This window comes from Segetibacter koreensis DSM 18137, assembly GCF_000374045.1.
Lineage (GTDB): Bacteria > Bacteroidota > Bacteroidia > Chitinophagales > Chitinophagaceae > Segetibacter > Segetibacter koreensis.
Genome location: NZ_KB893385.1, coordinates 62,130 through 87,318, shown reverse-complemented (window position 1 = coordinate 87,318; position 25,189 = coordinate 62,130). Strand labels below are relative to the sequence as shown.

The window sequence follows — 25,189 nt, the reverse complement described above, 5'->3', positions numbered from 1 at the left end:
AAAAAACAGTTTCAAAATTTTTTAAAAAATCAACTTAAAACGTTTTTGCTAAATCAATCCTAATAGATTTTTAAGGGGCTACAACTTTTCTAAAAGTAAAATCACCAAATGTCTCACCGTCTATTCTTTCAGCAACAAATCGTTCGAAAAGATTATCAAGTTCAGTTAAAATAGCTTCTTCTTCTAGGCTTTCTTTATAAAGCTTATTAAGACGCTGGCCAACTCTGTCACCACCTAACTGAAGATTGTACTTTCCAAGCGCAGTTCCAACGAAACCTATTTCTGCTGCAAAAGGTCTTGCACATCCGTTGGGACATCCGGTCATACGCATTACTATTTCTTCCATTATTAAGTCATGCTTAATTAATAACGGTTCTATTTTTGAAAGTAGCGTAGGCATATAACGCTGACCTTCTGCCAAGGCTAGCGGGCAAGTGTTTAAAGCCACACAAGCCATAGCATTTTTACGAATAACAGATGCGTTATTGGTGTGTTCAATGATTCTATACTTATTCAAAATATCTTCAATGGCTGCTTTGTCTTCTGGTTGTATATCACCAAGAATTACATTTTGATTACAAGTAAATATGAAGTTCGCCTTACCTGTTTGCGCTACTTGTAACAAGGCAGTTTTTAAAGCCACATTTTCATCATCAAGGATTCTTCCGTTTTCAACAAACACAGTATAATACCATAACCCTTCATGATTTTGTTCCCAACCATAATAATCACGGCGAGATTCAAAATGAAAAGGCTGTGCTTCCTGCAATTCAAAGCCACATCTTCTTTCAAGCTCCTGTTTCCACCATTCTAACCCAAGCCTGTCAACTGTATATTTTAATCGGGCAACTTTTCTATCACTACGATTGCCATAGTCTCTCTGTATGGTTGCTACCTCGTAAACAGCCTTTAATGTTTTTTCTTTGCCCTCGACAAAACCGAGAACAGATGCAAGACGTGGATAATGGTCGGGATTGCCATGAGTTGCAGACATGCCGCCGCCAATCGCTATATTGAACCCTTTTAGTTCACCATTGTCTACAATTGCAATCAAAGCAAGGTCGTTAGCTAATACATCAATATCATTATTAGGTGGAATAACAATACCCACTTTAAATTTACGAGGCATATACCTGTTTTGGTATAAGGGGTCCGCCTCCAGCTCTTTATCAGCTATTTTTTCTCCATCGAGCCATATTTCATAATATGCATTTGTTTTCGGCAACATCATAGTTGCTATATCTTTTGCATAAGCAAATATTTCTGCATGAAGAGGAGATTGCTTCGGATGAGAAGAACACAACACATTACGATTTATATCTCCACAGGTAGCAATGGTTGTTAATCCGGCCTGGTTAAAGGCTTTAAGTGTAGGTTTTACCTTAGATTTTAAAACACCATGCAGCTGTATGGTTTGTCTTGTTGTAATCTTAAGAACACCTGTAGAGTTTTCTCCTGCTATATTATGAAGAGCAATATATTGTTCAGGAGATATAACTCCGCCGGTTAATCGTAACCTTATCATGAAGGAATACAGGCGCTCCAGCTTCTTTTCTGCACGTTCATCCCTGCGGTCGCGGTCGTCCTGAATATACATTCCATGAAAGCGTACAAGTGCAATATCATCTTCATTTATACTGCCTGTAATCTCATTAGCAAGACTTTCAACAAATGTTCCTCTAAGACTATCACTTGCCATCTTTATCCTCTCGGTTGACGAAAGGTTCTCGTTATTTTCAGCCATGATTGTGAGCCGGAATTTGCCCCCACCCAAAGGGAATTTTTAAGAACTCCTTTTAAAATAGGGAAAGTGTTGTTTAAAATATTGTTGTAAAAACTGATATGAAATAGGTAACCCTTACACCCTCTTGGGGATGAGGCTAATACACATCCTTCAAATACCTGTCATCTTCTTTTAATTGTTCAATAAATTGTACTGCTTCTTCTATTGTTTTATTGCCAAACTTTTCTACAATTTGCATTAATGTATCTTCTACATCAGCACTCATTGGTTCTTTCGCTCCACAAACGTATACTGAAGCTCCACTGTTTATCCAACTGTATAATTCTTCTCCATGCTTTAGCATTTTATGCTGTACATATACTTTTTCTTTCTGGTCACGGGAGAAGGCTACATTTATTTTTGTAAGTGTTCCTGTTTCTTTCCAGTTTTGAAGTTCTGTCTGGTATAGAAAATCGGTTACAAAATGCTGGTCTCCAAAAAATAGCCAGCTAAGGCCCGTTGCACCTGTTGCATCGCGTTGTGCAAGAAAAGAACGGAAAGGTGCAATCCCTGTTCCCGGGCCGATCATAATGATGTCTTTATCATCTGCGGGTAAACGGAACTGATTATTTTTGTGAATGTAAAATTCGATATTACTATCAACTGGTAACTGAGATAAATAATCAGAACACAAACCACATTTCCATTCTTCATTTACATGAAACTTGTCTCTTGCAACAGTTATATGCACTTCTCCGCTATGTGCTTCAGGAGATGAAGAAATAGAATATAATCTTGGAGCAATAGGTTCAAGTATTTCTATCAACTCATCAAATTGGCTATTGTCTTTTAATGGATAAATTTTCAACAAATCAAGCAAAGCAATTTTTGTTGAAGGGATATCCTGGTTAACCAAAGCGGCATATTTACTAACTACCCTTTCTGGTAAATAAAAAATATTCAGCTTCTTTTTAAGCAAATCAAAAGCAGTTACTTCTTCACTGCGAAAAGTAAAGGTTTTTTGACGGTCTATATTTAAAAGTTCAACTATCGGTTCAACAATTCTTAACGGGTTTTCAGGAATAACACCAAGCGAGTCGCCGGGCAAATATTCTATATCCTCAGCAGCAATTTCAACATGATGAGTTTCTTTGTTAGAGCCCCTGTCGTTAAGATTTACATTGGTTAAAATAGTGCCGTTATAGATCTTTTTGCCAGTTGATTTTTTGCTAATTACCGGAGCAGAAATGACCTGGGTATTTGCTGCGGGAGCCGGAGCAGTCAGTTGGTGCAAAACCTGGGTAAACCATCCATTCGCGTCGCTTTCGAAATCAACGTCACACTTCTGCAGGGGTATAATCCGCTTTCCGCCCAGCTTTTCTAATTGCTTATCTACATCTTCGCCGGCGGTACAAAATAGTGGATAAGAAGTATCGCCTAACGCTAAAACGCCATATTTTAGTTTGTCTAGTGTGAAGCCATTTGAATGAATGTGGTCATAAAACTTTTTTGCTGCCGCAGGAGGTTCTCCTTCACCATGCGTGCTCACGATGGATAAGAAATAATCTTCCTTTGGGAGGTCGTTTAATCTATACTGGTCGAGACTTACCACCTTTGCATTAATTCCATTTTTCTTTGCTTTTGAAGCAAACTCAGAAGCTAATTTCTTTGAATTGCCTGTTTCAGTGCCATAAGTAATAGTAATCTTATTTACCAATGGCTTTGCTTCTGCGGCTGGTACTGCTGTTGCGGGCTGTACTTTTCCGTTAGAAAGCATTCCTGACAAGTAACCACTTACCCAAATCGTTTCCTCATTAGTAAGGGTGGATAAATAGTCAAGCAGGTTTTTTAATTTAGACTCTTGTAGCATTTAAGATTGCTTTATTCGAATTTTCGATTGTTGTAAATTGATTAGAAACCGGTTTGAAATAATATTCGCTGCTATTACTGTTTTTTAGCCAGCCAAATTGCTCATTAAGAGCAACTACTTTTCCTATAATTACCAATGACGGCGAAATAAAAGACACACCTTTCAGCCGTTCTTCATATTCATATAAACTTGCAATGTGAACATTTTGCAAAGGAGTTGTTGCCTGTTCAATTACTGCAAGTAGTTTATTTTCTGCAATGCTATTTTCTACCAGTTTTTCTACCAGTTTATCCAATGTTTCTGACGACATATAAAAAACCAGGGTATCGTCGGTTTCGGCAAGTTCTTTCCAGTATTCGTTTGTAACTACGTCTGATTTATAGTAAGTAAGCAACCGAACTGCTGTTGAATATCCTCTTGCAGTTAATGGAATGCCCGCATAAGCTGCTGCACCTAAAGCGGCAGTTACGCCGGGAATAATTTCGTAAGGAATATTATTAGAAACAACCGTTTCTAATTCATCCATAATATTTGAGAATATCGATACATCACCACCTTTTAAACGTACCACCAGTTTACCTTCCGATGCAAATTGCACCATCAGTTCATTAATGGTTGACTGCGGGGTAGACACGCCTCTGCGGCATTGCTTTCCTACATATACAATCTCTGCATCAGGTTTTACGTATTGGTTCAATATTTCTTCACTAACCAGGCGGTCCGTTAGCACAACATCCGCCTGTGACAAATAACGGGCAGTTTTTATAGTGATAAGTTCAGGGTCACCCGGACCAGCAGCAGCTAATATCACTTTCCCTTTCACCTGTTGTATTCCGGTTATCATAATAAAATTTTCTGTTGGAAAAGGAGATCAGGGAAATACAATCCCTAATAAGCTTTTCCTGGTTTTCAGCATTTTCTATGAAATTTGTTTAAAACAAACCTTCTATAGATAAATACCTTTCACCTGTATCATAACAAAATGTAAGCACTCTGGAACCTTTTGGAATTGATGGTAATTTTTGAGCGACTGCCGCTAATGCAGCTCCTGTAGAAATACCTACCAAAATCCCTTCTTCCCTTGCTGCACGTTGTGCGTATTCAAATGCTTCTTCTTTTTGAATCTGAATAGTACCATCTAAAAGAGCCGTATTTAAGATAGATGGAACAAAACCAGCACCTAACCCTTGTAACGGGTGAGGACCTGGAGCGCCACCACTAATTACCGGTGATAATGCAGGTTCAACTGCAAATACTTTTAGATTTGCAAATTTTTCTTTCAGTATTTCGCACAAAGCCGTAATATGTCCGCCTGTACCAACACCTGTAATTATATAATCCAATCCTTCCGGAAAATCATTTAATATCTCAGTTGCAGTAGTACGCCTGTGAATCTCAGTATTTGCAGGATTATCAAACTGGGCAGGCATCCAGGCATTTGATGTTGTGTTTACGATTTCTGTCGCTGTTTCAATAGCTCCTTTCATGCCTTTTTCACGAGGAGTCAGTACAAACTCGGCCCCATAAAGTGCCATAAGTTTTCTCCTTTCAATGCTCATACTTTCAGGCATTACAACAATTAGCTTATAACCTTTTACTGCAGCCACCATAGCCAGTCCGATACCTGTATTACCTGAGGTCGGTTCAACAATTACACTGCCTTCTTTTAAAATGCCTCTGGCTTCTGCATCTTCAACCATCGATAAAGCAATCCTGTCTTTTATACTTGCTCCCGGATTATTCTTCTCCAGTTTTATCCATACCTCATATTCATTACCAAACAACTTATTAATACGTACATGCGGTGTATTTCCTATCGTTTCTAATATATTCTGCGCTTTCATCTTTATTTTTATATTGTTATATCACAAAATTTAAAACCTCTGGCAAAGGATTTTTATCCCTCACCTGTATTTCACTTTTATGATATACTACTGAAAAAGGTGGAACGCTATAAGTTAGCCAGACATTACCACCAATAATGCTATCATGTCCTATTATTGTGTCGCCGCCTAAAATCGTAGCACCTGAATAAATAATTACATTGTTTTCGATAGTTGGATGACGTTTGGTACTAGCCGCACTTTTAGCAACATTTAATGCACCCAACGTAACGCCCTGATATACTTTTACGCAATTTCCGATTATCGCTGTTTCACCAATTACAATACCGGTACCATGGTCAATAAAAAATGACTCGCCAATTTCTGCCCCGGGATGTATATCTATCCCCGTTTTGCTATGTGCATATTCAGACAATATTCTTGGTAAAGTTTTAATTCCCTGGGTATGTAACTGGTGGGCAATACGGTAAATTGCGGTTGCATAAAACCCCGGATAGGCAACCAATACTTCTTCAATAGACTGAGCAGCAGGGTCAAATTTTAAAATTTCTTCTGCGTCTAACAGCAAATTTTTATATGTATGTGGAATAGCAGCAAACAGACTGGAAGTATGCTGTTTTACCTGTTCTTCATTTTTAACCAGTTCGAAAAGCAATGCTGAAAAAGTGCTTTTAATGCCTTCATATTGCTCAACAAGTTTTTCTTCCCCCAACTTTCTTTTATGTGTACCAAACAGGAAAAAAAACAATTCATCTATAAAATCTTCTGCAATTTGCTTATCAGGAAATCCTTTAAAACAAGTTGTGTTCCGTTTAAAGACTGCGTTGATAAACTCCCGTTGATCCATGCTTTGAGTATGTGGTTCTGTTTGCAATTCCATAGCTCTTATTAGTGTCCTTTACGGGTTAAGGGTTTGTATCATGCAAGCGCCGACTGTTACTAAACTTGTTTCGTCAATTAAAATAGCTCCACCGTTTACTCGTAGTTTATCATACTCATCAAATACAATTGGTGACGCTGTTTTAATCTTAGCTTTTACCACATCATTCAATGCAGCGCTTTTTATGCTATAATCTTTTTCGAGACTGTTAACATCCAGCCTGTAATCGATTTCTTTCACTACGGTTTTTACGACACGGCTATTTATTTGCAGAAAATAACGATTGCCTGCAGCAAATGGTTTATTTGCCATCCAACATACCAGTACATCTACTTCCTGCTCTACATGAGGAAGATTATCAACCGGCACTATTACATCACCACGGCTTACATCTATGTCATCTTCCAGTTGTAACACAACACTTTGCGGTGCATAAGCTTCATCTATCTCTTCGCCCCCAATTTCTATAGATTTTATTTTGCTTGTCAAACCAGAAGGCTGTACAATTATTTTATCACCTTTTGCAAAAACACCGCTTATAAGCTTTCCGGCATATCCACGATAATCATGTAATTCTTCTGTTTGAGGTCTTATTACATACTGAACCGGAAAACGGGCGTCTGTATAATTAATATCTTTTTCGACTTCTACTTGCTCTAAAAAAGACAACAATGACTCGCCTTGATACCAAGGCATTTTATCGCTCTTGTCAACAATATTATCACCATTTAAAGCAGAGATAGGAATATAAGTAACGTCCTTTAAACCTAGCTGAGCAGCAACTTTTGAATATTCAATTACGATATTATTATAAACATCTTCTTTAAATTCAACCAGGTCCATTTTATTTATAGCAACTACAATATGCGGAAGCTGAAGCAAGGAAGCAATAATAGAATGACGCCGTGTTTGCTCAATAACACCATGACGGGCATCAATTAAAATAATAACAAGGTCAGAATTGCTTGCGCCTGTAACCATGTTGCGAGTGTACTGTATATGGCCCGGAGCATCTGCAATAATAAACTTGCGTTTAGGCGTTGAAAAATACTTGTATGCAACGTCTATTGTAATTCCCTGCTCACGCTCAGCACGAAGACCATCAGTAAGCAAAGCCAGGTCGATTTCACCTTGTTCCTTATTCTTACTTTGTTTTTCGATCGCCTCTAACTGATCAATCAAAATTGATTTGCTATCGTAAAGTAAACGTCCTATTAAAGTACTTTTACCATCATCAACACTTCCTGCTGTTATTAGTTTTAATATATCCATGCCCCTAACCCCTAAAGGGGATTTTGTGTTTTGCCCTAAATCCCTGGTAAACGGGAGTTAAGTTGTTTAATTATTAATTAAAGTATTTTTGGTTCTTATCCTGGTATTTTTCCCTTTTCTTGCCCTAAAAGCTGTATTCTCTTTCCTCACTTCAACGCTGAAACAGTTAGAAATATCCATTCTTTTTTCGATCTTCCATCGCTGCCTCACTAACCCTGTCATCGATGCGAGTTTCACCTCTTTCACTGGTTTTTGTAGCTATGATCTCAGAAATTATATCTTCGATGGTACTTGCGTTTGACTCCACCGCTGCTGTACATGTCATATCACCTACCGTGCGATACCTAACAGTTTTCCTTACAATACTATCTCCCGGGTCAACTCTTATGAACTCACTTGTGGCTACCAGTTGGTTTTCGTATTCCAATACCTCTCTTTCATGTGCATAATAAATCGAAGGCAACTCAATATTATTGCGGCGGATATAATTCCATACATCTAGCTCTGTCCAGTTACTTATAGGGAAAACACGCACATTTTCGCCTTTATGTATTTTTCCATTGTAAGTATTCCATAATTCCGGGCGTTGCAGTTTTGGATCCCATTGTCCAAACTCATCACGAACAGAAAATATTCTTTCTTTAGCTCTCGCTTTTTCTTCATCACGACGCGCGCCGCCAATGCAAGCATCAAACTTAAATTCTTCAATCGTATCTAATAAAGTAAAAGTTTGAAGGGCATTGCGACTTGCAAACTTTCCTTTTTGTTCTGTGAGGCCTTTTGCCTTTATAGTGTCCTCAACATTTCGTACGATCAATTTTTCGCCTATTTTTTCTGCTAAATGATCACGAAAAGCTAAGGCTTCGGGGAAGTTGTGTCCTGTATCGATGTGCACCAGAGGAAATGGAAACTTTCCGGGGCGAAAAGCTTTTAGCGCAAGATGAACCAGCGTAATAGAGTCCTTGCCTCCCGAAAATAATAATGCAGGTCGCTCGAACTGGCCGGCTACTTCGCGAAATATATGAATCGCTTCCGATTCTAAATTATCTAAATAATCAAAATGATATTTGCTCATATTACCACTATGCTTGTTGAAGGTTATTACTATTAGTATGAACGTGTAAACCACATTCTTTTTTGCTACTGTCTTCCCACCACCACCTTCCGGCTCTGAAGTCTTCGCCGGGTTGAATAGCTCTTGTGCAGGGCTGGCAACCTATACTAACAAAACCTCTGTCGTGTAAAATATTATAAGGTATATTATGCTCGTTTATATAAGCCTTCACTTCTTCTGTCGTCCAACTTACCAATGGATGAAATTTTATCAGCCCGTTAACTTCATCCCACTCAAATGCTTCAAGATCATGACGGTTAGGAGAATGCTCTGCACGAAGGCCTGTCACCCAAATTTCATTTCCCTTTAGCGCACGGCGTAAGGGCTCCACTTTACGAATGTGGCAGCAGCTTATCCTGTTTTCAGGAGATTCGTAGAAAGAGTTAGGACCTTTTTCTGATACAAAAGGTTCAAGTAAAGTATTGTCAGGATAATAAGGCTTAATATTAGTAGTGTAGCGCTCATTTGTACGACTCCAAACAGAGTAAGTCTCAGGAAAAAGCCTTCCTGTATCGAGGGTGAATATCCTAACGGGAAGATTATTTGAAAGAATATGATGTGAAATAACCTGGTCTTCCCAACTGAAGCTAGTTGAAAAAGTAACTTTTCCGGGATGCGAAAGGGTTAATTGCTTCAGCATTTCAGCTATCGACAAGTCCTTTGACTTTATTTGTAAATCCGCTATATAATCTGATAATTGCTGAGTCATTGTAAACAGAATAATGATTGGAGGTGCAAAATTAAGGCAGAATTATTCGTCTACCAAATCAGTAGAGTTAGCGGGGGAGTAAAGACGTCATAAAAGAGTAATATTTGGTGGAATATCTACAGAAAATAATTACTCGTACATAATAATTGCTGAAGGACTCGGGCAAACGATAAAATCAACAGCGGCTAAAAATTTAAAATCTTCGCCGCAGGTAGAAAAAAATCTAAAAATTTTAAAAAAGGCAGAAAAACGTTACAAACCTAATTTTTCAATGGCCAATTGTGCAGCTATCTGGCTGGCTTCTTTTTTATTATATCCTTTTCCAACAGCGAGTTGCTCACCGTCTAATACGACTGCAATAGTAAACACCCTTCGATTGTTTTCCAGTTTTTCCTGGATCGTCTGAAACTCTAATAATTTTACATTTTTAGTTGCCCAACCTATTAATTTGTTCTTCAGATTTATATCTATAAGTTCAAGGTCATCAACATACAAATGCTGGATAATCATGTGTTTGGTTACCCATTTCTGCGTCTTGCGGTAGCCCTTATCAAGGTAAAAAGCGCCTATTAAAGCTTCGAGTGTATTGCCAAATATCTGGCTTCCTTTTAATGAACCATCAATTTTATTATATAATGTTATCTTTTTAAGGCCAATTTTAATAGCTAAATCGTTCAGTTGCTGCCGATTTACCATTTTGCTGCGCATTTCTGTAAGAAAGCCTTCACCTTTATAAGGATACTTTTTGAAAAGATAATCTGCTACAATAGAACTTAAAACGGCATCGCCCAGGTATTCAAGGCGTTCATTATTTTCATCGGCATTCTCTTTTACCGATCTGTGGCTAAGTGCGGTGGTATATAAAGAAATGTTTCGGGTTTTTATACCCAAAACATTTTCCAGTTGCTTTTGCAGCGAATGAGCATTTTTCTTACGGCCTAAAAATCTGTCAATTATTTCCACAGGGTTAAGCTACAAATTTTTTTACTATAACTGCAGCATTGTGGCCACCAAAACCGAATGTATTACTTAAAGCCGCATTAACAGTGCGCTGCTGGGCTTTATTGAAGGTGAAGTTTAAATTGGAATCAAGTTCCGGATCATCGTTGAAATGATTGATAGTTGGCGGAACTATGCCGTGCACTATAGTTTTAATGCATGCAATTGCTTCGATAACACCAGCAGCACCAAGACAATGCCCAGTCATACTTTTAGTAGAGCTTATGTTTAGTTTATAGGCCTGTTCTCCAAAAACATGTAAAATAGCTTTTAGTTCGGCCCCATCTCCTAATGGAGTAGATGTTCCATGTGTATTTATATAATCTATATCTTCAGGTTTCATGCCTGCATCATCTAATGCGGCCAGCATTACATTTTTTGCACCCAGTCCTTCAGGGTGAGGAGCAGTTATATGATAAGCATCAGCAGTGGCTCCACCGCCAGCTATCTCGCAATATATATTTGCACCCCGCGCAAGCGCATGTTCAAGTTCTTCTAAAACCAGTACACCGGCGCCTTCGCCCATTACAAAGCCATCCCGATCTTTATCGTATGGACGGCTCGCAGTCTTATATTCGTCGTTTCTTTCGCTTAGAGCCTTCATGGCATTGAACCCACCAACACCTGCTTCGCAGATAACACTCTCGCTTCCACCTGTAAGAATAATGTCAGATTTACCAATCCTTATATAATTAAAAGCATCAATAATTGCATTGGTAGAGGATGCGCAGGCGCTTACAACGGCAAAATTAGGACCTCTTAGACCATGTCGCATGGATATCTGGCCTGCTGCAATATCCAAAATCATTTTTGGAATGAAGAAAGGATTAAATCGTGGTGTTCCATCTCCCCTGGCAAAATCTGAAACCTCATTCTGAAAGGTCATGATTCCACCAATACCGCTTCCAAAAATTACCCCCGCACGATCAGGGTTTATTGAATCCTTATCAAGTTTTGCGTCAAGCATGGCCTGGTCGCTTGCAATAATCGCTATTTGAGAGAAACGATCAATTTTACGTGCTTCCTTTTTGTCAAGAAAATCAGTAGGTTGAAAGTTTTTAACTTCACAGGCAAACCGGGTTTTAAATTTAGATGCATCGAACAAGGTTATTAAATCAGCGCCTGATACACCGTTTATTAAACCATTCCAATAGTCATCAACATTATTTCCCAAGGGTGTTAAAGCGCCGATACCAGTTACAACAACTCTTTTTAATTCCATACGTAAGCATGTAAATTTTTAAGTGATAAATCCGCCTACAGCAGCAAAAATGCACACATGTAAGGCGGATTAATAATTATTGCTAATAAAGGGAATATGCCAATTATTTAGCATGCTCTTCCAAATACGCAACAGCCTGGCCTACTGTTGTAATTGTTTCAGCCTGCTCATCCGGAATAGAAATATTGAATTCCTTTTCAAATTCCATAATTAATTCTACGGTGTCCAAAGAGTCGGCACCCAGGTCATTGGTAAAAGATGCTTCTGTAGTTACTTCAGCTTCGTCTACCCCGAGTTTGTCAACAATGATTTTTTTAACTCTTGTTGCGATGTCTGACATTGTTATAAAGTTTAGTTACGGATGCAAAAATATAATTTTTGGTAAATAAGCAAGGAAATACCTCACTTTTATTTCAAAACAATTATTATGTGTAAAAACAAGGCTTGGTTTTGCATATAAATTAAACTAAAAAAGGAAGTTATATAGTATATATACAACGATATAATTACATGCACCATTTGCCTTGCGAATATTAAGCACACTTTAGTTGGCAAAAGGTTTCTTTTATTAAAATAAGGTTTTCCATTTGAGATGAGGGCATTAACATTAGATTATAAAGAATATGAGCCTTACATCATATATATCCTTATAAAGGTTAATAAGATATTTTTTCTAGCATTCTTCTTTTTTTACGGATCAGAAATGATATTTTTGTAAGGAATAATTAAATAAACTGTAAGCAAAAGCGATTATGCCATTAAAAATTATCGATTACGGTAGTAAGGAGTATAAACAGATGGTTGATCTGCGTACGCAGATCCTTCGAAAGCCCCTGGGTCTTACTTTTTCTCCTGAAGATCTTGAAAAAGAAAAAGACAATTTGCTGATCGCAGCTTACGAAGATGATGAAATGTTAGGATGTTGTATGCTTATACAAGTTGCCCCAGATACAGTTCAACTAAGACAAATGGCCGTAAAAGCAGGTTTGCAGGGTAAGGGAATTGGAAGGGTGCTAATGCAATTTGCAGAAAATATTGCAGCTGACAGAGGCAATAAAAAAATTATAATGCATGCGCGTAAAACTGCTGCAGGATTTTATGAAAAGCTTGGATATAAAATTGTTGGTAAAGAATTTAAAGAATTAAACATTCCACATTTTAATATGGAAAAAATGCTATAGCTATTTTTTTTTACCTATTTTTTCGTGTAGTAATCTTCTCAGGCTTTCAAGGTTCCCATCTTTTTCTAATGCATTTTTTGGTACCAGAAAGAAAGATTTGCTGTCAAAGTATAAATGAATAAAATGCGGACTTTCTATGTAAGATGCAAATTTCTCCCAATTCCATTCAGTAAAACCCCGTTCATTTTCTAACCTTACCCGATGCTCTCCAAATGTCATTTTAAAAGTATCTTTAAAGGTGGAAGCTTTTTTATAAACAGTATTGGGTAAAATAAACCAGAAAGAAATCATTAGAGCTATCCATAATACTGAGCTAAGTAAAAATGCAAGTGGAGAAACTTTATGAAAATAGAATAATGCTGCCGAAAATATTGCAAACAGGTTAACTAATATCATCAAAAGCCTGACTTCAGAACGATTAATAAAATGATAACGAAGTGCTTGTATAACTAATTTTTTATCGTAAGAGAAAAAAATTTGCATGAAGAGGTTTTGTAAACTTCAAATGTAGTTAAACAGAAGCCAAAGGCAAAATTACCATATGGGTATCTTTCTACTGCATCATTAATTAATAGGGTAAGTAGATTAAAAGAAAAACCCCTGATACAAGTATCAAGGGTTTTTGAAGATTTTTTATTCTGTCTTAACTGCATCCCATACTGTTTCCGCAGTTGAGGCATTTGTAACAAGTGCCACTGCGTATGGTAATATGTCCGCAAGTGTTACAGGCAGGAGCGTCACTCTGCATTGTTTTGGCTGCGGCGTTTACTGCATCTAGTCCTGCTTCGACCTTTACAGATGCCGTCTTATGTTGCTTGGCGGTTGGAGCGCTGCTATGGGAAGAAGGTGTGATCCTTATACTGCTTATCTCATGGCCTTGATTGTTATCATCAGTTTCATCGGCAAGATTGCTTATTTCAGGTTTATCTAATACATGAACAAGATCAGTGCGTCCCATATATTCATAAGCAAGGCAGCGGAATATAAAGTCTACGATTGAAGTAGTGGTTTTAATATTGGGATGATCTACCATTCCTGCCGGTTCAAATTTGGTAAATACGAACTTCTCTACAAACTCTTCTAAAGGCACACCATATTGAAGACCAACCGAAACAGCAATGGCAAAACAGTTCATAAGGCTGCGAAGTGTTGAGCCTTCTTTTGCAAGGTCAATGAATATTTCACCTAAGGTGTTGTCATTGTATTCTCCCGTACGTAAGAAAATTACCTGTCCGCCAATCTTTGCTTTTTGCGTAAAGCCACGACGTTTTGAAGGCAAAGATTTACGCTGAACTATATCACTCAGCTTACGTTTTAGCTGGGTATCAGGTGAATCATGCATACGCTTTGTCACTTCTTCAAGCAACTCCTCAACTGTCAATTTACTTAAATCAACAATGTTTGATTCCTGTTCCTCTTTTACGTCTATGGTTTCTTCGGCCTGTTCAGTTTTCTTCTTTTTGTCGCTTTTGTTGCTAAGTGGCTGCGAAAGTTTAGAACCGTCACGGTACAAAGCGTTTGCCTTTAAACCCAATTGCCAGCTAAGCATATAGCAATCTGCAATCTCTTCAACTGTTGCCTCGTTCGGCAAATTAATTGTTTTAGAGATAGCCCCACTTATAAAGGGCTGTGTAGCTGCCATCATACGAATATGACCATAAGCGTGTATAAATCTTTCTCCTTTTTTGCCGCATTTGTTGGCACAATCAAAAACCGGTAAATGCTCTTCTTTTAAATACGGCGCACCTTCTACAGTCATGGTTCCACATATATAATCATTTGCAGCATCAATTTGCTCATCTGTAAATCCAAGCGCTTCAAGAAGGTTAAAGTTCCAGTCATTATATTCTGTAGCAGTAAAGCCGAGTCTTTCCAAACAAGCCTCACCAAGGGCAAAACGATTGAAAACAAAACTTATTTCAAAAGCAGCTTTTACTGCCTGACTTAATTTATTAATTTCTTCTGCAATAAATCCTTTCTCACTAAGTGATTGAGGATTTATAAAAGGAGCCCCATCAAACGTTCCTGAACCAACAGCATATTTTATAATTGCATTTGCTTCTTTTGCATTATATCCAAGGTTTTTTAATGCCTGTGGAACTGATTGATTAATTATTTTGAAATAACCACCGCCGCTTAATTTTTTAAACTTTACCAACGCAAAGTCAGGCTCAACGCCCGTAGTATCACAATCCATTACCAAACCAATGGTACCGGTTGGAGCAATAACAGTAGTTTGTGCATTGCGGTAACCATACTTTTCGCCCATTTCCACTGCTTCATCCCATGCCTTACATGCAGCCCTTAACATATAATCGGGGCAATGCTGCGCTTTTATTCCCTGTGGCTTGATGCTTAGTTTTTCATAACTGTCTGCATCGTAAGCAGCAAGGCGATGATTGCGCATTACGCGCAGCATATCTTCTTTATTTTCTGCATATTTTACAAAGGCTCCCTGGTACTTTGCTATTTCAGCACTTGTACGGTAGCTTACACCGGTCATAATAGCAGAAATAGCTCCAGCAATACCTCGTGCTTCTTCACTATCATAAGCAATGCCACTAACCATAAGTACACTTCCCAGGTTGGCAAAACCGAGACCTAAAGTTCTGTATTCATATGAAAGTTGTGCGACTTCTTTGCTGGGAAACTGGGCCATTAAAACAGAGATTTCCAGCACAACTGTCCACAAGCGGCAGGTATACTCAAAGCCTTCTACATCAAAAAGATTTGTTTCATCGTTATGAAATTTTCTCAGGTTTACAGAAGCCAGGTTACAGGCTGTGTTATCGAGAAACATATATTCAGAGCATGGATTAGAAGCTCTTATCTCGCCACCTTTGGGACAGGTGTGCCATTCATTGATAGTAGTGTTATATTGCGTTCCGGGATCAGCGCATCTCCATGCTGCATAAGAAATTTTATTCCATAATTCTCTTGAAGAAATTTTTCTCATGACATGACCGTCTGTTCTAGCTTTTAATTCCCATTCTTCACCTTTTTCAAGTTTTTCAAAAAACTCATTAGGAATACGCACGGAGTTATTGGAGTTCTGACCCGAAACAGTGCGGTAAGCTTCTCCCTCGTAATCGCTTGCATAACCTGCAGCTATGAGAGCACCTACCTTTTTTTCTTCTTCAACCTTCCAGTCTATAAAATTTACAATCTCCGGATGATCAAGGTCTAGACAAACCATTTTGGCTGCCCTGCGTGTTGTACCGCCACTTTTAATAGCTCCTGCTGCACGGTCGCCAATTTTAAGAAAACTCATCAACCCACTCGAAGTGCCGCCACCGCTTAGCTTTTCTCCTTCACCCCTTATGCTGGAAAAATTTGTTCCCACTCCGGAACCATATTTAAAAATTCTTGCTTCGCGAACCCATAAATCCATTATACCACCATCATTAACAAGATCATCTTCTACACTTAAAATAAAACATGCATGAGGCTGAGGCCTTTCATACGCAGATGTAGACTTCTTAAGTTGTCCATCATTCTGATCTACATAATAATGACCCTGCGGCTTGCCTGAAATACCATAACTCTCGTATAGTCCTGTATTAAACCATTGCGGACTGTTAGGAACACAAGCCTGGTTTAAAATAGTATATACCAATTCTTCATAAAAAATCTGAGCATCCTCGGTGCTATTGAAGTAGTTATAACGTTCGCCCCATACTCTCCAGCAGTTAGCCATACGATGTGCAACCTGCTTTGCGGAAGTTTCTCTGCCCAGACTCCCATCGGGTTGTGGAACGCCCGCCTTACGAAAATACTTTTGAGCAATGATATCTGTTGCTATCTGGCTCCATTGTGCAGGAACTTCAACATTTTTCATTTCAAATACAACCTCACCCGAAGGGTTACGGATAATACTGGTTCGGTAGTCATATGTAAACATGTCAAAAGGAGACATACCTTCTTTGGTAAAGCGGCGGCTAAACTGTAGTCCTTTGGTGGTTTTTGTGGCGGTCATTAGCAAAAAATTTTAAATAAGAATGAAGGTTTTAAGAACATTGGATCCCTGCAAAAAACAAAAGCGGGATTACGAAAATATTGGTGTTTTGCTTCTAAAGCAACAGATAAGAATCCACCGAATGTTAACAAATATGTCAAAAGCTTACAGAGCTTGAATTATAGCAATTTAGATAAAATAATCTTCATGCGTTTTGGTTTCGTAAGAATTAACACTTACTTTTTAGCGCAATAAAATAACTGTTTAAAGTCATTTGAATAATGTCTGAACCGCGGATAAAAGCAGTCAGTGTAAACTAATATGAAAAAGGCAGATGAAACAGCAAATGCAGCAAGAATAAAAAGAATTGTGGCAGCGTGTAACGTCATACCAAACGTTTTTTGGTCTGTTTTAAATCTTACCCCAATTTCAGTTTTTTGTTACAGATGTATTGACTGGAAAACATTTGGTTACTTCCTAATTGTAAGCCTTTTGTCTGCAATTCTTCCAAAAGCGTTTTTTAATAACATCTTGCCGGGAAAAACACCTGCTTTTTACAGAAAAACGGGGGTCGCTTTTATAAATCGCTTTACCCAAAACGGAGACATAATAAATAAATTTGTAAGAAAAAGATTTCCTGGATATAAAGCAATCTCTCAGAGACAAAACGGCATTTATAAAGCCATCCAGCAAACGTATATGCTGGAGAAATTCCACTTTGTTGTGTTTTTGTTTTTCTTTTTTGTAATTATTTATGCTTTAAAAAATAATTATGCCCGTTGGGCTATTATAATTGCACTAAACAATATCATTTACAATATTTATCCCTGCTTGTTGCAACAATATATAAGAATTAGGTTGGAATCGACTCGAACAAAACGAAAAAAGCCGCGTAACATTGCTCCACTAATTATCTAGTGTTTACCAGGTTAGCAACCTTTCTTTTAATTTTCTGAGAACATATTTTTGCTGAAATCTTTATTCATCCTTTTGTCCCAGTTTTGGCTACTTACAGCGTTTTATCTGTTATATTAACTAATCGTTTCGTAAGTAGGGTCTAGAGTACACAACAAACAACCATGTTTAATTCTTAAAAAGTTGCCATTAGTGAGGACGATGGAGGTTTATTCTTCCTCGATTATCCTTTTGACTTCCTCGATTAACTCACCTTTTGTTATCGGTATTCCCATTATTTTATTATAACCTTTTGCATCAACAAGATATTTATCACGTACTATTTTTATTAATTGTCCATTGTTGATTTCCGGAATTAATATATGCTCATAGTTTTTTAGCATATCACCCAGATTTTTTGGAAAAGGACGAACATAACGTAAGTGGGCATGAGCAACTGTGTAACCTTCGTTTAGCAACTCCTGCACAGCACTTTTAATAGCGCCATACGTACTTCCCCAGCCAAGTATAAGTACCTTTCCTTTAGCGGGGCCGTTATCTAATTTTTGTTCGGGTATGTGCTGGGCAATCTTCTCCACCTTCTCTTCTCTTATCTTCACCATCAGTTGGTGATTGTCGGGATCGTAACTAACATTTCCGGTAATATTTTGCTTTTCTATGCCACCAATTCTATGTTCAAGGCCAGGCGTGCCGGGTATAGCCCAGGGACGTACCAGCTTTTCATCTCTTAAATATGGCTGAAATTTCTCTTCATGGTCTCCAAGATCAGTTTTGAACTTTACCTCTATTTTATGCAGATCACTGCTTTTAGGAAACTTCCACGGTTCTGCTCCATTTGCTATAAAACCATCACTTAAAAAAATAACCGGAGTCATATGCTGCACAGAAATTCTTACCGCCTCATAAATAGCATTGAAACAATCGCTGGGAGTGGAGGCGGCAATTACAGGCATCGGACATTCTCCATTTCTGCCATAATAAGCCTGCAACAAATCGCTTTGCTCTGTTTTTGTAGGCAAACCAGTCGATGGACCTCCTCTTTGTACATTTATAATTACTAAAGGAATTTCAAGCATTACTGCCAAACCCATCGCTTCAGCTTTTAATGCCATACCGGGGCCTGAAGTCGTAGTTACTCCCAACAACCCACCATAGCTTGCGCCAATTGCTGATGTTATTGCAGCAATCTCATCTTCCGCCTGGAAAGTTTTAATTCCAAAAGCCTTATGCTTACTTAATTCATGCAAAATATCAGAAGCGGGTGTAATGGGATAAGAGCCTAAAAATAATTGCAAGCCACTTTTTTGACTGGCAGCAATGAGGCCATAACTTAAGGCCTGGTTACCCATTATATTGCGGTAACTCCCTTTTTGCATCTTTGCCTTGTCTACATGGTACCGCGTGGTAAATGTTTCTGTAGTATCAGCATAATTGTACCCAGCCCTTAAGGCTTTAATATTGCTTTGAAGAATAATATCTTTTTTTCCGAATTTCTCTGTTAAAAAACTGATAGTATTATCCATATCTCGGTTGTACATCCAGTATAAAAAACCTAATACAAACATGTTTTTTGCACGGTCTTTTTCCTTGGTACCCATTTCAAATTCTTTCAATGCCTCACGCGTAAGCTTTGTAACATCTATCTTAATTACCTGGTAATTGGTGAGGCTATCATCTTCAAGAGGGTTGATTCCATCAGGATAGTTAGCAAGTCTTAAATTTTTAGCATCAAAACCGTCGGTGTTTGCGATTATCCTTCCGCCTTTTTTTAAATTCTTTAGATTTACTTTTAGCGCAGCTGCATTCATTGCTACCAATACGTCGCATTCGTCTCCCGGAGTAAAAATTCTGTTGCTGCTAAAATGAAGTTGGTAACCGCTAACACCAGGCAATGTACCTATAGGGGCACGTATTTCTGCCGGAAAGTCTGGAAAAGTTGCGAGGTCTATACCCAATAAAGCAGTATTATTCGTAAACTGGCTTCCTGTCAACTGCATTCCGTCTCCGCTATCACCTGCAAATTTTATAACTACGTCCTGTAAAACTTCTTCTTTAGTGTTCATTTATCCAAATATTAAACAATTTGCAAAAGTACTACAAGTAAGGGGAGAATTAAGTGGCGTTTTGCATTTTACATCCCCGGTATTCTTAATAATTATATAAATTGCCTTTATTAATAAAACATTGAGTAAAATGTTAACAGTAACTTTCAACTCTCTCTGTCATTTTTTTCAAACCAGTAACAATGTGTGATTTATATTTGTTGATTATTGAACCAAAACAATAAATAAATAGCATTATGCAATTTTTAAAATCAGGAAATCCTACTTTAACAGAAAAGATTTTTAATACAAGCCTGGCAGATCAGCAACAAGGAGTAATGACTGCCCGGGGCGCAATGAATAAATTCGGTTTTTTATTTTTAATGGTAATTGCAGGTGCAGGCTTTACGTGGCATTTGTACTACCAGGGTAAAGCACAAACAATGATGCCTTTAATGCTGGCCGGTGTTTTTGGCGGATTGGTTGTAGCGCTTATTATTACATTTAAACGTAGCTGGGCTCCTTTCCTTGCGCCTCTTTACGGACTGCTTGAAGGTTTGTTTTTAGGAGCAATTTCTGCCATAATGAACGAAGCCTTTAGTGCAAGATATCCAGGCCTTATCATGCAATCTGTAGGGCTTACCCTTGGGGTGGCAGTCGCTATGTTTTTGCTATATAATTTTCGTATAATCAGGGTAACCGAAAGGTTCAGATCCGTTCTTTTTACATCGATGATCGGTATAGGAATTTTTTATCTTGCTACCTGGGTTGTCCGCATGTTTGGTGTGCAAATGGATTTTATGATGGTTGGAAATGGAAGCATGTTGGGAATAGGCATTAGCCTTTTTGTGGTGGTAATAGCTGCTCTTAATCTTATTATGGATTTTGATATGATAGAGCAAGGTGCTCAAATGGGTGCTCCAAAATATATGGAATGGTACTGTGCTTTTGCCCTTATGGTTACCATAGTTTGGCTATATATAGAAATTCTTAAACTTCTTAGTCGTTTTTCACGTAGAGATTAAGGTATCCAAAAAAAGAGAAACGCATAACTTTAGCCGGATTTTTTAAACATCCGGCTTTTTTTATTTCGTTTAAATCAATCTGGAATATGTAAGTTGTAAGAGATAATTACTTGCCTGTAACCCTTCCCGGGTTTTTAGCAATAAAGTCTTCCCATCCTTTAAGACCTTTTGTTAAATTGCCTAATACAGAACTGGATTGGTAATGATGACATAAGGCAACAGCCAACGCGTCTGTCGCATCAAACGAATCAGGTTTTTCTTCAAGACTCAGTATACGCTGCAGCATTTTCCAGACCTGGTCTTTGTCAGCATTTCCGTTGCCGGTTATAGATTGCTTTACTTTTTTTGGGGAATATTCGGTTACGCTCAATCCTGCCTGCATGGCTGCCGCAATTGCTACTCCCTGGGCTCTGCCAAGTTTAAGCATGCTTTGCACATTTTTTCCGTAAAAAGGAGCTTCTATAGCAAACGTATCTGGTTTATAATGTATAATGAGTTCACAAACCTTTAAATGAATTTTCTGCAATTTTTCATAGGCATCTTTTTTGCCCGATAGTTTAAGCACATCCATCATAAGGAGTTGCGGCTTACCTGCAGTCACTTCCATCAATGCATAACCCATAAACAACGTTCCAGGATCAATTCCTAATATAACATTTCCCTTTTTCATCATTGAAGTGTGAAAATACTTTATCTCGGTTTAACTGCTGATTTAAATTTTGATCAACCAATTCATAGGTACCTGTACTGAGAAAAGGATACCTGTTTTACAAAGTCTGCTAACTTTTAAAGCCAGACTAGGTTTTCTTTGTCTTCGTTGTCTAATTATAGTAATGTTTTAACTGGTAAAGGGTTTGGAATTATATTTTGTACGTTTGCGAAATTTTAAAACTCTGAACAAAAGCCTAAAGATATTTATCAACTATTTTCTGGGTCCCTTACTCTTCATCGGTTTATCTGTTTCTATATATCGCAACATAGTTCATCAGAAGGATTGGCAACATTCCTTTCAGCAAATAAAACTATCACTGTTTGGCAATGATGCCTGGAAAGCGTTACTGGTTATTCTTCTTATGCTGGGTAACTGGAGCTGCGAGGCGCTGAAATGGAAGACTCTTATTAATCACATACAGGAGATCTCGTTTTTCAGAGCTTTCAAGGCTATTTTATCAGGCTTAAGTGTTTCTCTCGCAATGAATACACCGAATGGGTCAGGTGAGTATGTAGGAAGGATATTGTACGTAAAGGAAGGGAATCGGATAAGAGCTGTGACGCTGACATTTGTAGGTAGTATGAGCCAGTTAATCATAACAATGCTGTTAGGAACAATTGGTCTTTTTGTAATACAAAGTCACTTTTATAATGCAACTAAACAAATTTTTGTATTGTCAATGCCTATTGTAAATATAATTACTTATGGCTCGATTGGTATTACCATAGCTTTACTATCTGTTTATTTTGAAATAAGCTGGCTCATCAGGCTCTTGGAAAAAATTCCTTTTGTCGCGAAATATTCATACTTTATTCAAAAGCTTGAAAACTTTGGCTGGCGCGAACTGTTAAAAGTGTTGCTGATTTCATTTTTAAGGTACATGGTATTTGTGGTGCAATACCTTTTGTTATTGCAGGTTTTTAAAGTTGATATTGGTGCGTGGAACGCCTTTTGGCTGATATCAGTTATGTTTCTTGTTTTGGCGATCATACCTACAATTGCTTTGGCAGAGTTGGGAGTGCGAGGAAAAATAAGTATTTTTCTGTTTGGGGTTTTTAGCACCAATACCATAGGTATTGTATTGACTGCTACTACCATTTGGCTTATTAACTTAGTTGTACCTGCTTTGGCAGGGAGTTTGTTTATTTTGGGGATAAAATTATTTAGAAGCAAGTAGCGTGAAAAAAATTTTATTGGTTATTGTACTGTTTTCTTTTACCGCTCGTCTGACTGCAGGTGATGATTTCTGTGGTATACGTAACAATAGTTTTCATGCAGGTGAAAGGGTGAGTCTTATAGTTTTTTATAATGCCCTTGGTCTTTATGTAAATGCAGGAACGGCAAATATTGGAGTCACTACTGAAAGATTATTTAATAAGCCCGTTTATCATATTGTAGGTACAGGCGCAACAAACAGCAAATACGATTGGATTTTTAAGGTCAGAGACCGGTACGAAACTTATATCGATACCGTTACATTAAATCCCTATAAATTTATTCGCAATGTTGACGAAGGCGGTTATAAAAAGTATGAGAACATTACTTTTAACCACGCTGCGAACACTGCCATAACAACACAGGGAGTATACAAAGTTCCCAATTGTATTCAAGATGTAGTTAGTTCCGTATTTTATGCACGTAACATAGACTTTAATAGATATAAGCCGGGCGATAAGATTCCGTTTTACATGTTTTTAGACAATGAAATTTATAATATGTACATCCGGTACGAGGGAAAGCAAACAGTAAAAACCCAGTATGGAAAATTTCATGCAATAAAATTTAAACCGTTGCTTTTAAAGGGAACGATATTCGAAGGCGGTGAAAGAATGACTGTTTATGTAAGTGACGATGGCAACAAAATACCTTTAAGAATTGAAAGCCCTCTATTGGTTGGCTCAGTTAAAGTAGATATGATGAGTTACGACAACCTCAGGTATCCATTAAGTTCTTTAATAAGTTTTCGATAGTTTTATTTGTTACTCTAATTGTATAAACGTTGCTTAAGTTTTTTGTTGCAACTGCTAGAAATCTTTTCAATCATATCTTGGCATAATCAGAATAACATTTACCTCTCTTGTTTGGTGGTTTCGTAACACAACTTAAGACCTTGTTGCAACTGCTAGAAATCTTTTCAATCATATCTTGGCATAATCAGAATAACATTTACCTCTCTTGTTTGGTGGTTTCGTAACACAACTTAAGACCTTGTTTATTACAATTAGTGATATTCTCTCTTCCTTCGAATATAAAAAATTCTAATAAAATAATAAAATAATACGATAAATGCAATAGAAATAGAAAATAATAGGTAAATTACCATAAACTTATTATTTATGCTTTGGAGAAAGTTTAGCGGAGAACCTCTTCACCTTCCGATCAAAGAGGCAGTAGAAACGGTTATTAAAAATGAAACATCAGCCGGAAACAGGCTTAAAGTGTGTATAGGCACAGACAGCCAGGTAAAAGGTATCGAAACAGAGTTTGCAACTGTTATTGTTTTTCTTCGAGAAGGTCACGGGGGGTTTATGTATATATGCAATGAGAAGACGCGCCATAAGTACACGATTAAAGAGAGAATGTTGGTGGAAGTAGCCAAAAGTATTGAGATTGCATACGAACTATGTAATCTTTTTACTATGTACGATATCGATATGGAAGTACACGCTGATATTAACACCAATCCGCAATTTAAAAGTAACGATGCGCTTCGCGAAGCAATGGGTTATATACTCGGGATGGGTTTCGCCTTTAAAGCAAAACCTGAGGCCTTTGCCAGCAGCAGTTGCGCAAATAAAGTAGTCAATTAAAGAACTGGAGTGTATTGTTTAAAGTCGGTTTCCGTTAGTGGTAATAGACCTATAAAGACCGCGTGTCATTAATTATTTTCAAAAAGAGATTCCATTATTCTCCCTTGTAAAATTGTTCATTGCATTCTTGTATAAACGATAGAATTTTATCTCTTCCCTGTTTTTTAGTTGCACTACTTACAAAACTTTGGGGCAGAAACTGCCATGTTTTTCTCATCGCTTCAAAAAATGCTTTTACATTGGCCGATACCGTTCGTTGGTTTTCTTTGTCAGATTTTGTAAATACGATTGTAAAAGGAACTTCCCATTTTCGTAGTTGTTCTGTAAAATCAAGGTCAATTTTTTGGGGCGAATGACGACTGTCTATTAGTAAAAACACATTTACAAGTGTTTCCCGTTTTCTCAGGTAGTTCTCAATCATTTGTTCCCATTTTCTCCGGCTGCTTAGTGATACTTTAGCAAAACCATATCCCGGTAAATCAACTATATACCATATATCAGGCTTTACATGCCCTGCGGGTGCTTCATCTCCTTTCCACGATTCTATTCCAAAATGATTGATAAGCTGCGTCTTTCCCGGAGAGCCGGAAGTTTTAGCAAGTTTCTGATTATTTGTCAGCATATTTATTAAAGAAGATTTTCCAACATTGCTGCGGCCAATAAAAGCATATTCTGGCCTGTCAGGCGCAGGGCAGTTAGTATAATCAGGACTTGAAATAATGTATTCAGCAGATTTAATATACATAGTTGCAAGTTATGGATTAGTCACAAAGTGAAGAGGCAAATTAGTTATAGGGTCAATAAGCCGAAGGGTAATTATAGAAATTTTGTCAGTAAACTTCCATTCAGTTGCTTATTTTAAAATAGAAGATAGAATTTTTATAAGCACGAGAGTGTGAGATAATTTTCGTTCTCA

The 25,189-nt window shown here is 37.7% G+C and carries 22 protein-coding genes; 6 read left to right on the top strand and 16 right to left on the bottom strand.

All coding sequences use genetic code 11. The annotated features are described in order from the left end of the window. Positions 1 to 70: 70 nt before the first annotated feature. The 11 genes from B154_RS0125535 to B154_RS0125480 form a co-directional block, all read right to left on the bottom strand. Entirely contained in the window at positions 71 to 1,744 is a 1,674-nt protein-coding gene (locus B154_RS0125535; protein ID WP_018617196.1) for an NADPH-dependent assimilatory sulfite reductase hemoprotein subunit, read from the bottom strand. Positions 1,745 to 1,880: 136 nt separating this feature from the next. Continuing rightward, positions 1,881 to 3,593 (bottom strand): diflavin oxidoreductase, encoded by a 1,713-nt coding sequence (locus B154_RS0125530; protein ID WP_018617195.1) that lies wholly within the window; start codon positions 3,591 to 3,593, stop codon positions 1,881 to 1,883. After that, positions 3,577 to 4,437, bottom strand: coding sequence for a uroporphyrinogen-III C-methyltransferase (gene cobA / locus B154_RS0125525; RefSeq protein WP_018617194.1), 861 nt, complete (start codon positions 4,435 to 4,437; stop codon positions 3,577 to 3,579). Before cobA ends, B154_RS0125530 begins: the two co-directional genes overlap by 17 nt. An 88-nt stretch (positions 4,438 to 4,525) precedes the next feature. Then, complete coding sequence (gene cysK / locus B154_RS0125520) at positions 4,526 to 5,437, bottom strand: cysteine synthase A (protein ID WP_018617193.1); 912 nt, start codon at positions 5,435 to 5,437, stop codon at positions 4,526 to 4,528. 16 nt (positions 5,438 to 5,453) lie between these two features. Then, a complete protein-coding gene (locus B154_RS0125515; protein WP_018617192.1) occupies positions 5,454 to 6,317 on the bottom strand; it encodes a serine O-acetyltransferase in 864 nt (287 codons plus the stop codon). A gap of 18 nt (positions 6,318 to 6,335) precedes the next feature. Continuing rightward, complete coding sequence (locus B154_RS0125510; RefSeq protein WP_018617191.1) at positions 6,336 to 7,589, bottom strand: sulfate adenylyltransferase subunit 1; 1,254 nt, start codon at positions 7,587 to 7,589, stop codon at positions 6,336 to 6,338. Positions 7,590 to 7,755: 166 nt separating this feature from the next. Next, a complete protein-coding gene (cysD, locus tag B154_RS0125500; RefSeq protein WP_018617189.1) occupies positions 7,756 to 8,664 on the bottom strand; it encodes a sulfate adenylyltransferase subunit CysD in 909 nt (302 codons plus the stop codon). A gap of 7 nt (positions 8,665 to 8,671) precedes the next feature. Next, on the bottom strand, positions 8,672 to 9,412 hold the full coding sequence (locus B154_RS0125495) for a phosphoadenylyl-sulfate reductase (protein WP_018617188.1): 741 nt from the start codon (positions 9,410 to 9,412) through the stop codon (positions 8,672 to 8,674). A 252-nt stretch (positions 9,413 to 9,664) separates the two neighbouring features. After that, on the bottom strand, positions 9,665 to 10,375 hold the full coding sequence (gene rnc / locus B154_RS0125490) for a ribonuclease III (RefSeq protein ID WP_018617187.1): 711 nt from the start codon (positions 10,373 to 10,375) through the stop codon (positions 9,665 to 9,667). A gap of 4 nt (positions 10,376 to 10,379) precedes the next feature. Beyond that, positions 10,380 to 11,633 carry a beta-ketoacyl-ACP synthase II gene (gene fabF / locus B154_RS0125485; protein WP_018617186.1) on the bottom strand — a complete coding sequence of 418 codons (1,254 nt, stop codon included), beginning with the start codon at positions 11,631 to 11,633 and terminating at the stop codon, positions 10,380 to 10,382. A gap of 103 nt (positions 11,634 to 11,736) precedes the next feature. Beyond that, entirely contained in the window at positions 11,737 to 11,973 is a 237-nt protein-coding gene (locus B154_RS0125480) for an acyl carrier protein (RefSeq protein ID WP_018617185.1), read from the bottom strand. Positions 11,974 to 12,385: 412 nt separating this feature from the next. Here B154_RS0125480 and B154_RS0125475 point away from each other — a divergent pair, with 412 nt between their 5' ends. Beyond that, positions 12,386 to 12,814, top strand: coding sequence for a GNAT family N-acetyltransferase (locus B154_RS0125475; RefSeq protein ID WP_018617184.1), 429 nt, complete (start codon positions 12,386 to 12,388; stop codon positions 12,812 to 12,814). On the opposite strand, the gene B154_RS0125470 is transcribed toward B154_RS0125475, so the two are convergent. Both B154_RS0125470 and B154_RS0125460 read right to left on the bottom strand, forming a co-directional pair. Continuing rightward, on the bottom strand, positions 12,815 to 13,297 hold the full coding sequence (locus tag B154_RS0125470; RefSeq protein ID WP_018617183.1) for a YcxB family protein: 483 nt from the start codon (positions 13,295 to 13,297) through the stop codon (positions 12,815 to 12,817). Between the two features lie 160 nt (positions 13,298 to 13,457). Next, complete coding sequence (locus B154_RS0125460; protein WP_018617181.1) at positions 13,458 to 16,790, bottom strand: vitamin B12-dependent ribonucleotide reductase; 3,333 nt, start codon at positions 16,788 to 16,790, stop codon at positions 13,458 to 13,460. Positions 16,791 to 17,090: 300 nt separating this feature from the next. Here B154_RS0125460 and B154_RS0125450 point away from each other — a divergent pair, with 300 nt between their 5' ends. Then, entirely contained in the window at positions 17,091 to 17,687 is a 597-nt protein-coding gene (locus B154_RS0125450; protein ID WP_018617179.1) for a glycosyl-4,4'-diaponeurosporenoate acyltransferase CrtO family protein, read from the top strand. 206 nt (positions 17,688 to 17,893) lie between these two features. On the opposite strand, the gene B154_RS0125445 is transcribed toward B154_RS0125450, so the two are convergent. Then, the gene (locus tag B154_RS0125445; protein WP_018617178.1) at positions 17,894 to 19,747 is read right to left on the bottom strand and encodes a 2-oxoacid:acceptor oxidoreductase subunit alpha; all 1,854 of its coding nucleotides are present in this window, start codon (positions 19,745 to 19,747) and stop codon (positions 17,894 to 17,896) included. A 236-nt stretch (positions 19,748 to 19,983) separates the two neighbouring features. Here B154_RS0125445 and B154_RS0125440 point away from each other — a divergent pair, with 236 nt between their 5' ends. Then, positions 19,984 to 20,751 (top strand): Bax inhibitor-1/YccA family protein, encoded by a 768-nt coding sequence (locus B154_RS0125440; RefSeq protein WP_018617177.1) that lies wholly within the window; start codon positions 19,984 to 19,986, stop codon positions 20,749 to 20,751. A 106-nt stretch (positions 20,752 to 20,857) separates the two neighbouring features. On the opposite strand, the gene ruvC is transcribed toward B154_RS0125440, so the two are convergent. Continuing rightward, positions 20,858 to 21,424, bottom strand: coding sequence for a crossover junction endodeoxyribonuclease RuvC (gene ruvC / locus B154_RS0125435; RefSeq protein WP_211217546.1), 567 nt, complete (start codon positions 21,422 to 21,424; stop codon positions 20,858 to 20,860). Positions 21,425 to 21,605: 181 nt separating this feature from the next. Here ruvC and B154_RS0125430 point away from each other — a divergent pair, with 181 nt between their 5' ends. The 3 genes from B154_RS0125430 to B154_RS0125420 all read left to right on the top strand — a co-directional run bounded on the left by B154_RS0125430 (position 21,606) and on the right by B154_RS0125420 (position 24,273). Further along, positions 21,606 to 22,640 carry a lysylphosphatidylglycerol synthase transmembrane domain-containing protein gene (locus tag B154_RS0125430; protein ID WP_018617175.1) on the top strand — a complete coding sequence of 345 codons (1,035 nt, stop codon included), beginning with the start codon at positions 21,606 to 21,608 and terminating at the stop codon, positions 22,638 to 22,640. Between the two features lies 1 nt (position 22,641). Next, positions 22,642 to 23,433, top strand: coding sequence for a DUF3108 domain-containing protein (locus tag B154_RS0125425; protein ID WP_157580963.1), 792 nt, complete (start codon positions 22,642 to 22,644; stop codon positions 23,431 to 23,433). A 366-nt stretch (positions 23,434 to 23,799) separates the two neighbouring features. Then, positions 23,800 to 24,273 carry a ribonuclease H-like YkuK family protein gene (locus B154_RS0125420; RefSeq protein ID WP_018617173.1) on the top strand — a complete coding sequence of 158 codons (474 nt, stop codon included), beginning with the start codon at positions 23,800 to 23,802 and terminating at the stop codon, positions 24,271 to 24,273. 94 nt (positions 24,274 to 24,367) lie between these two features. Here B154_RS0125420 and yihA read toward each other — a convergent pair whose 3' ends face one another. Then, the gene (gene yihA, locus B154_RS0125415; RefSeq protein WP_018617172.1) at positions 24,368 to 25,018 is read right to left on the bottom strand and encodes a ribosome biogenesis GTP-binding protein YihA/YsxC; all 651 of its coding nucleotides are present in this window, start codon (positions 25,016 to 25,018) and stop codon (positions 24,368 to 24,370) included. Positions 25,019 to 25,189: the final 171 nt, after the last annotated feature.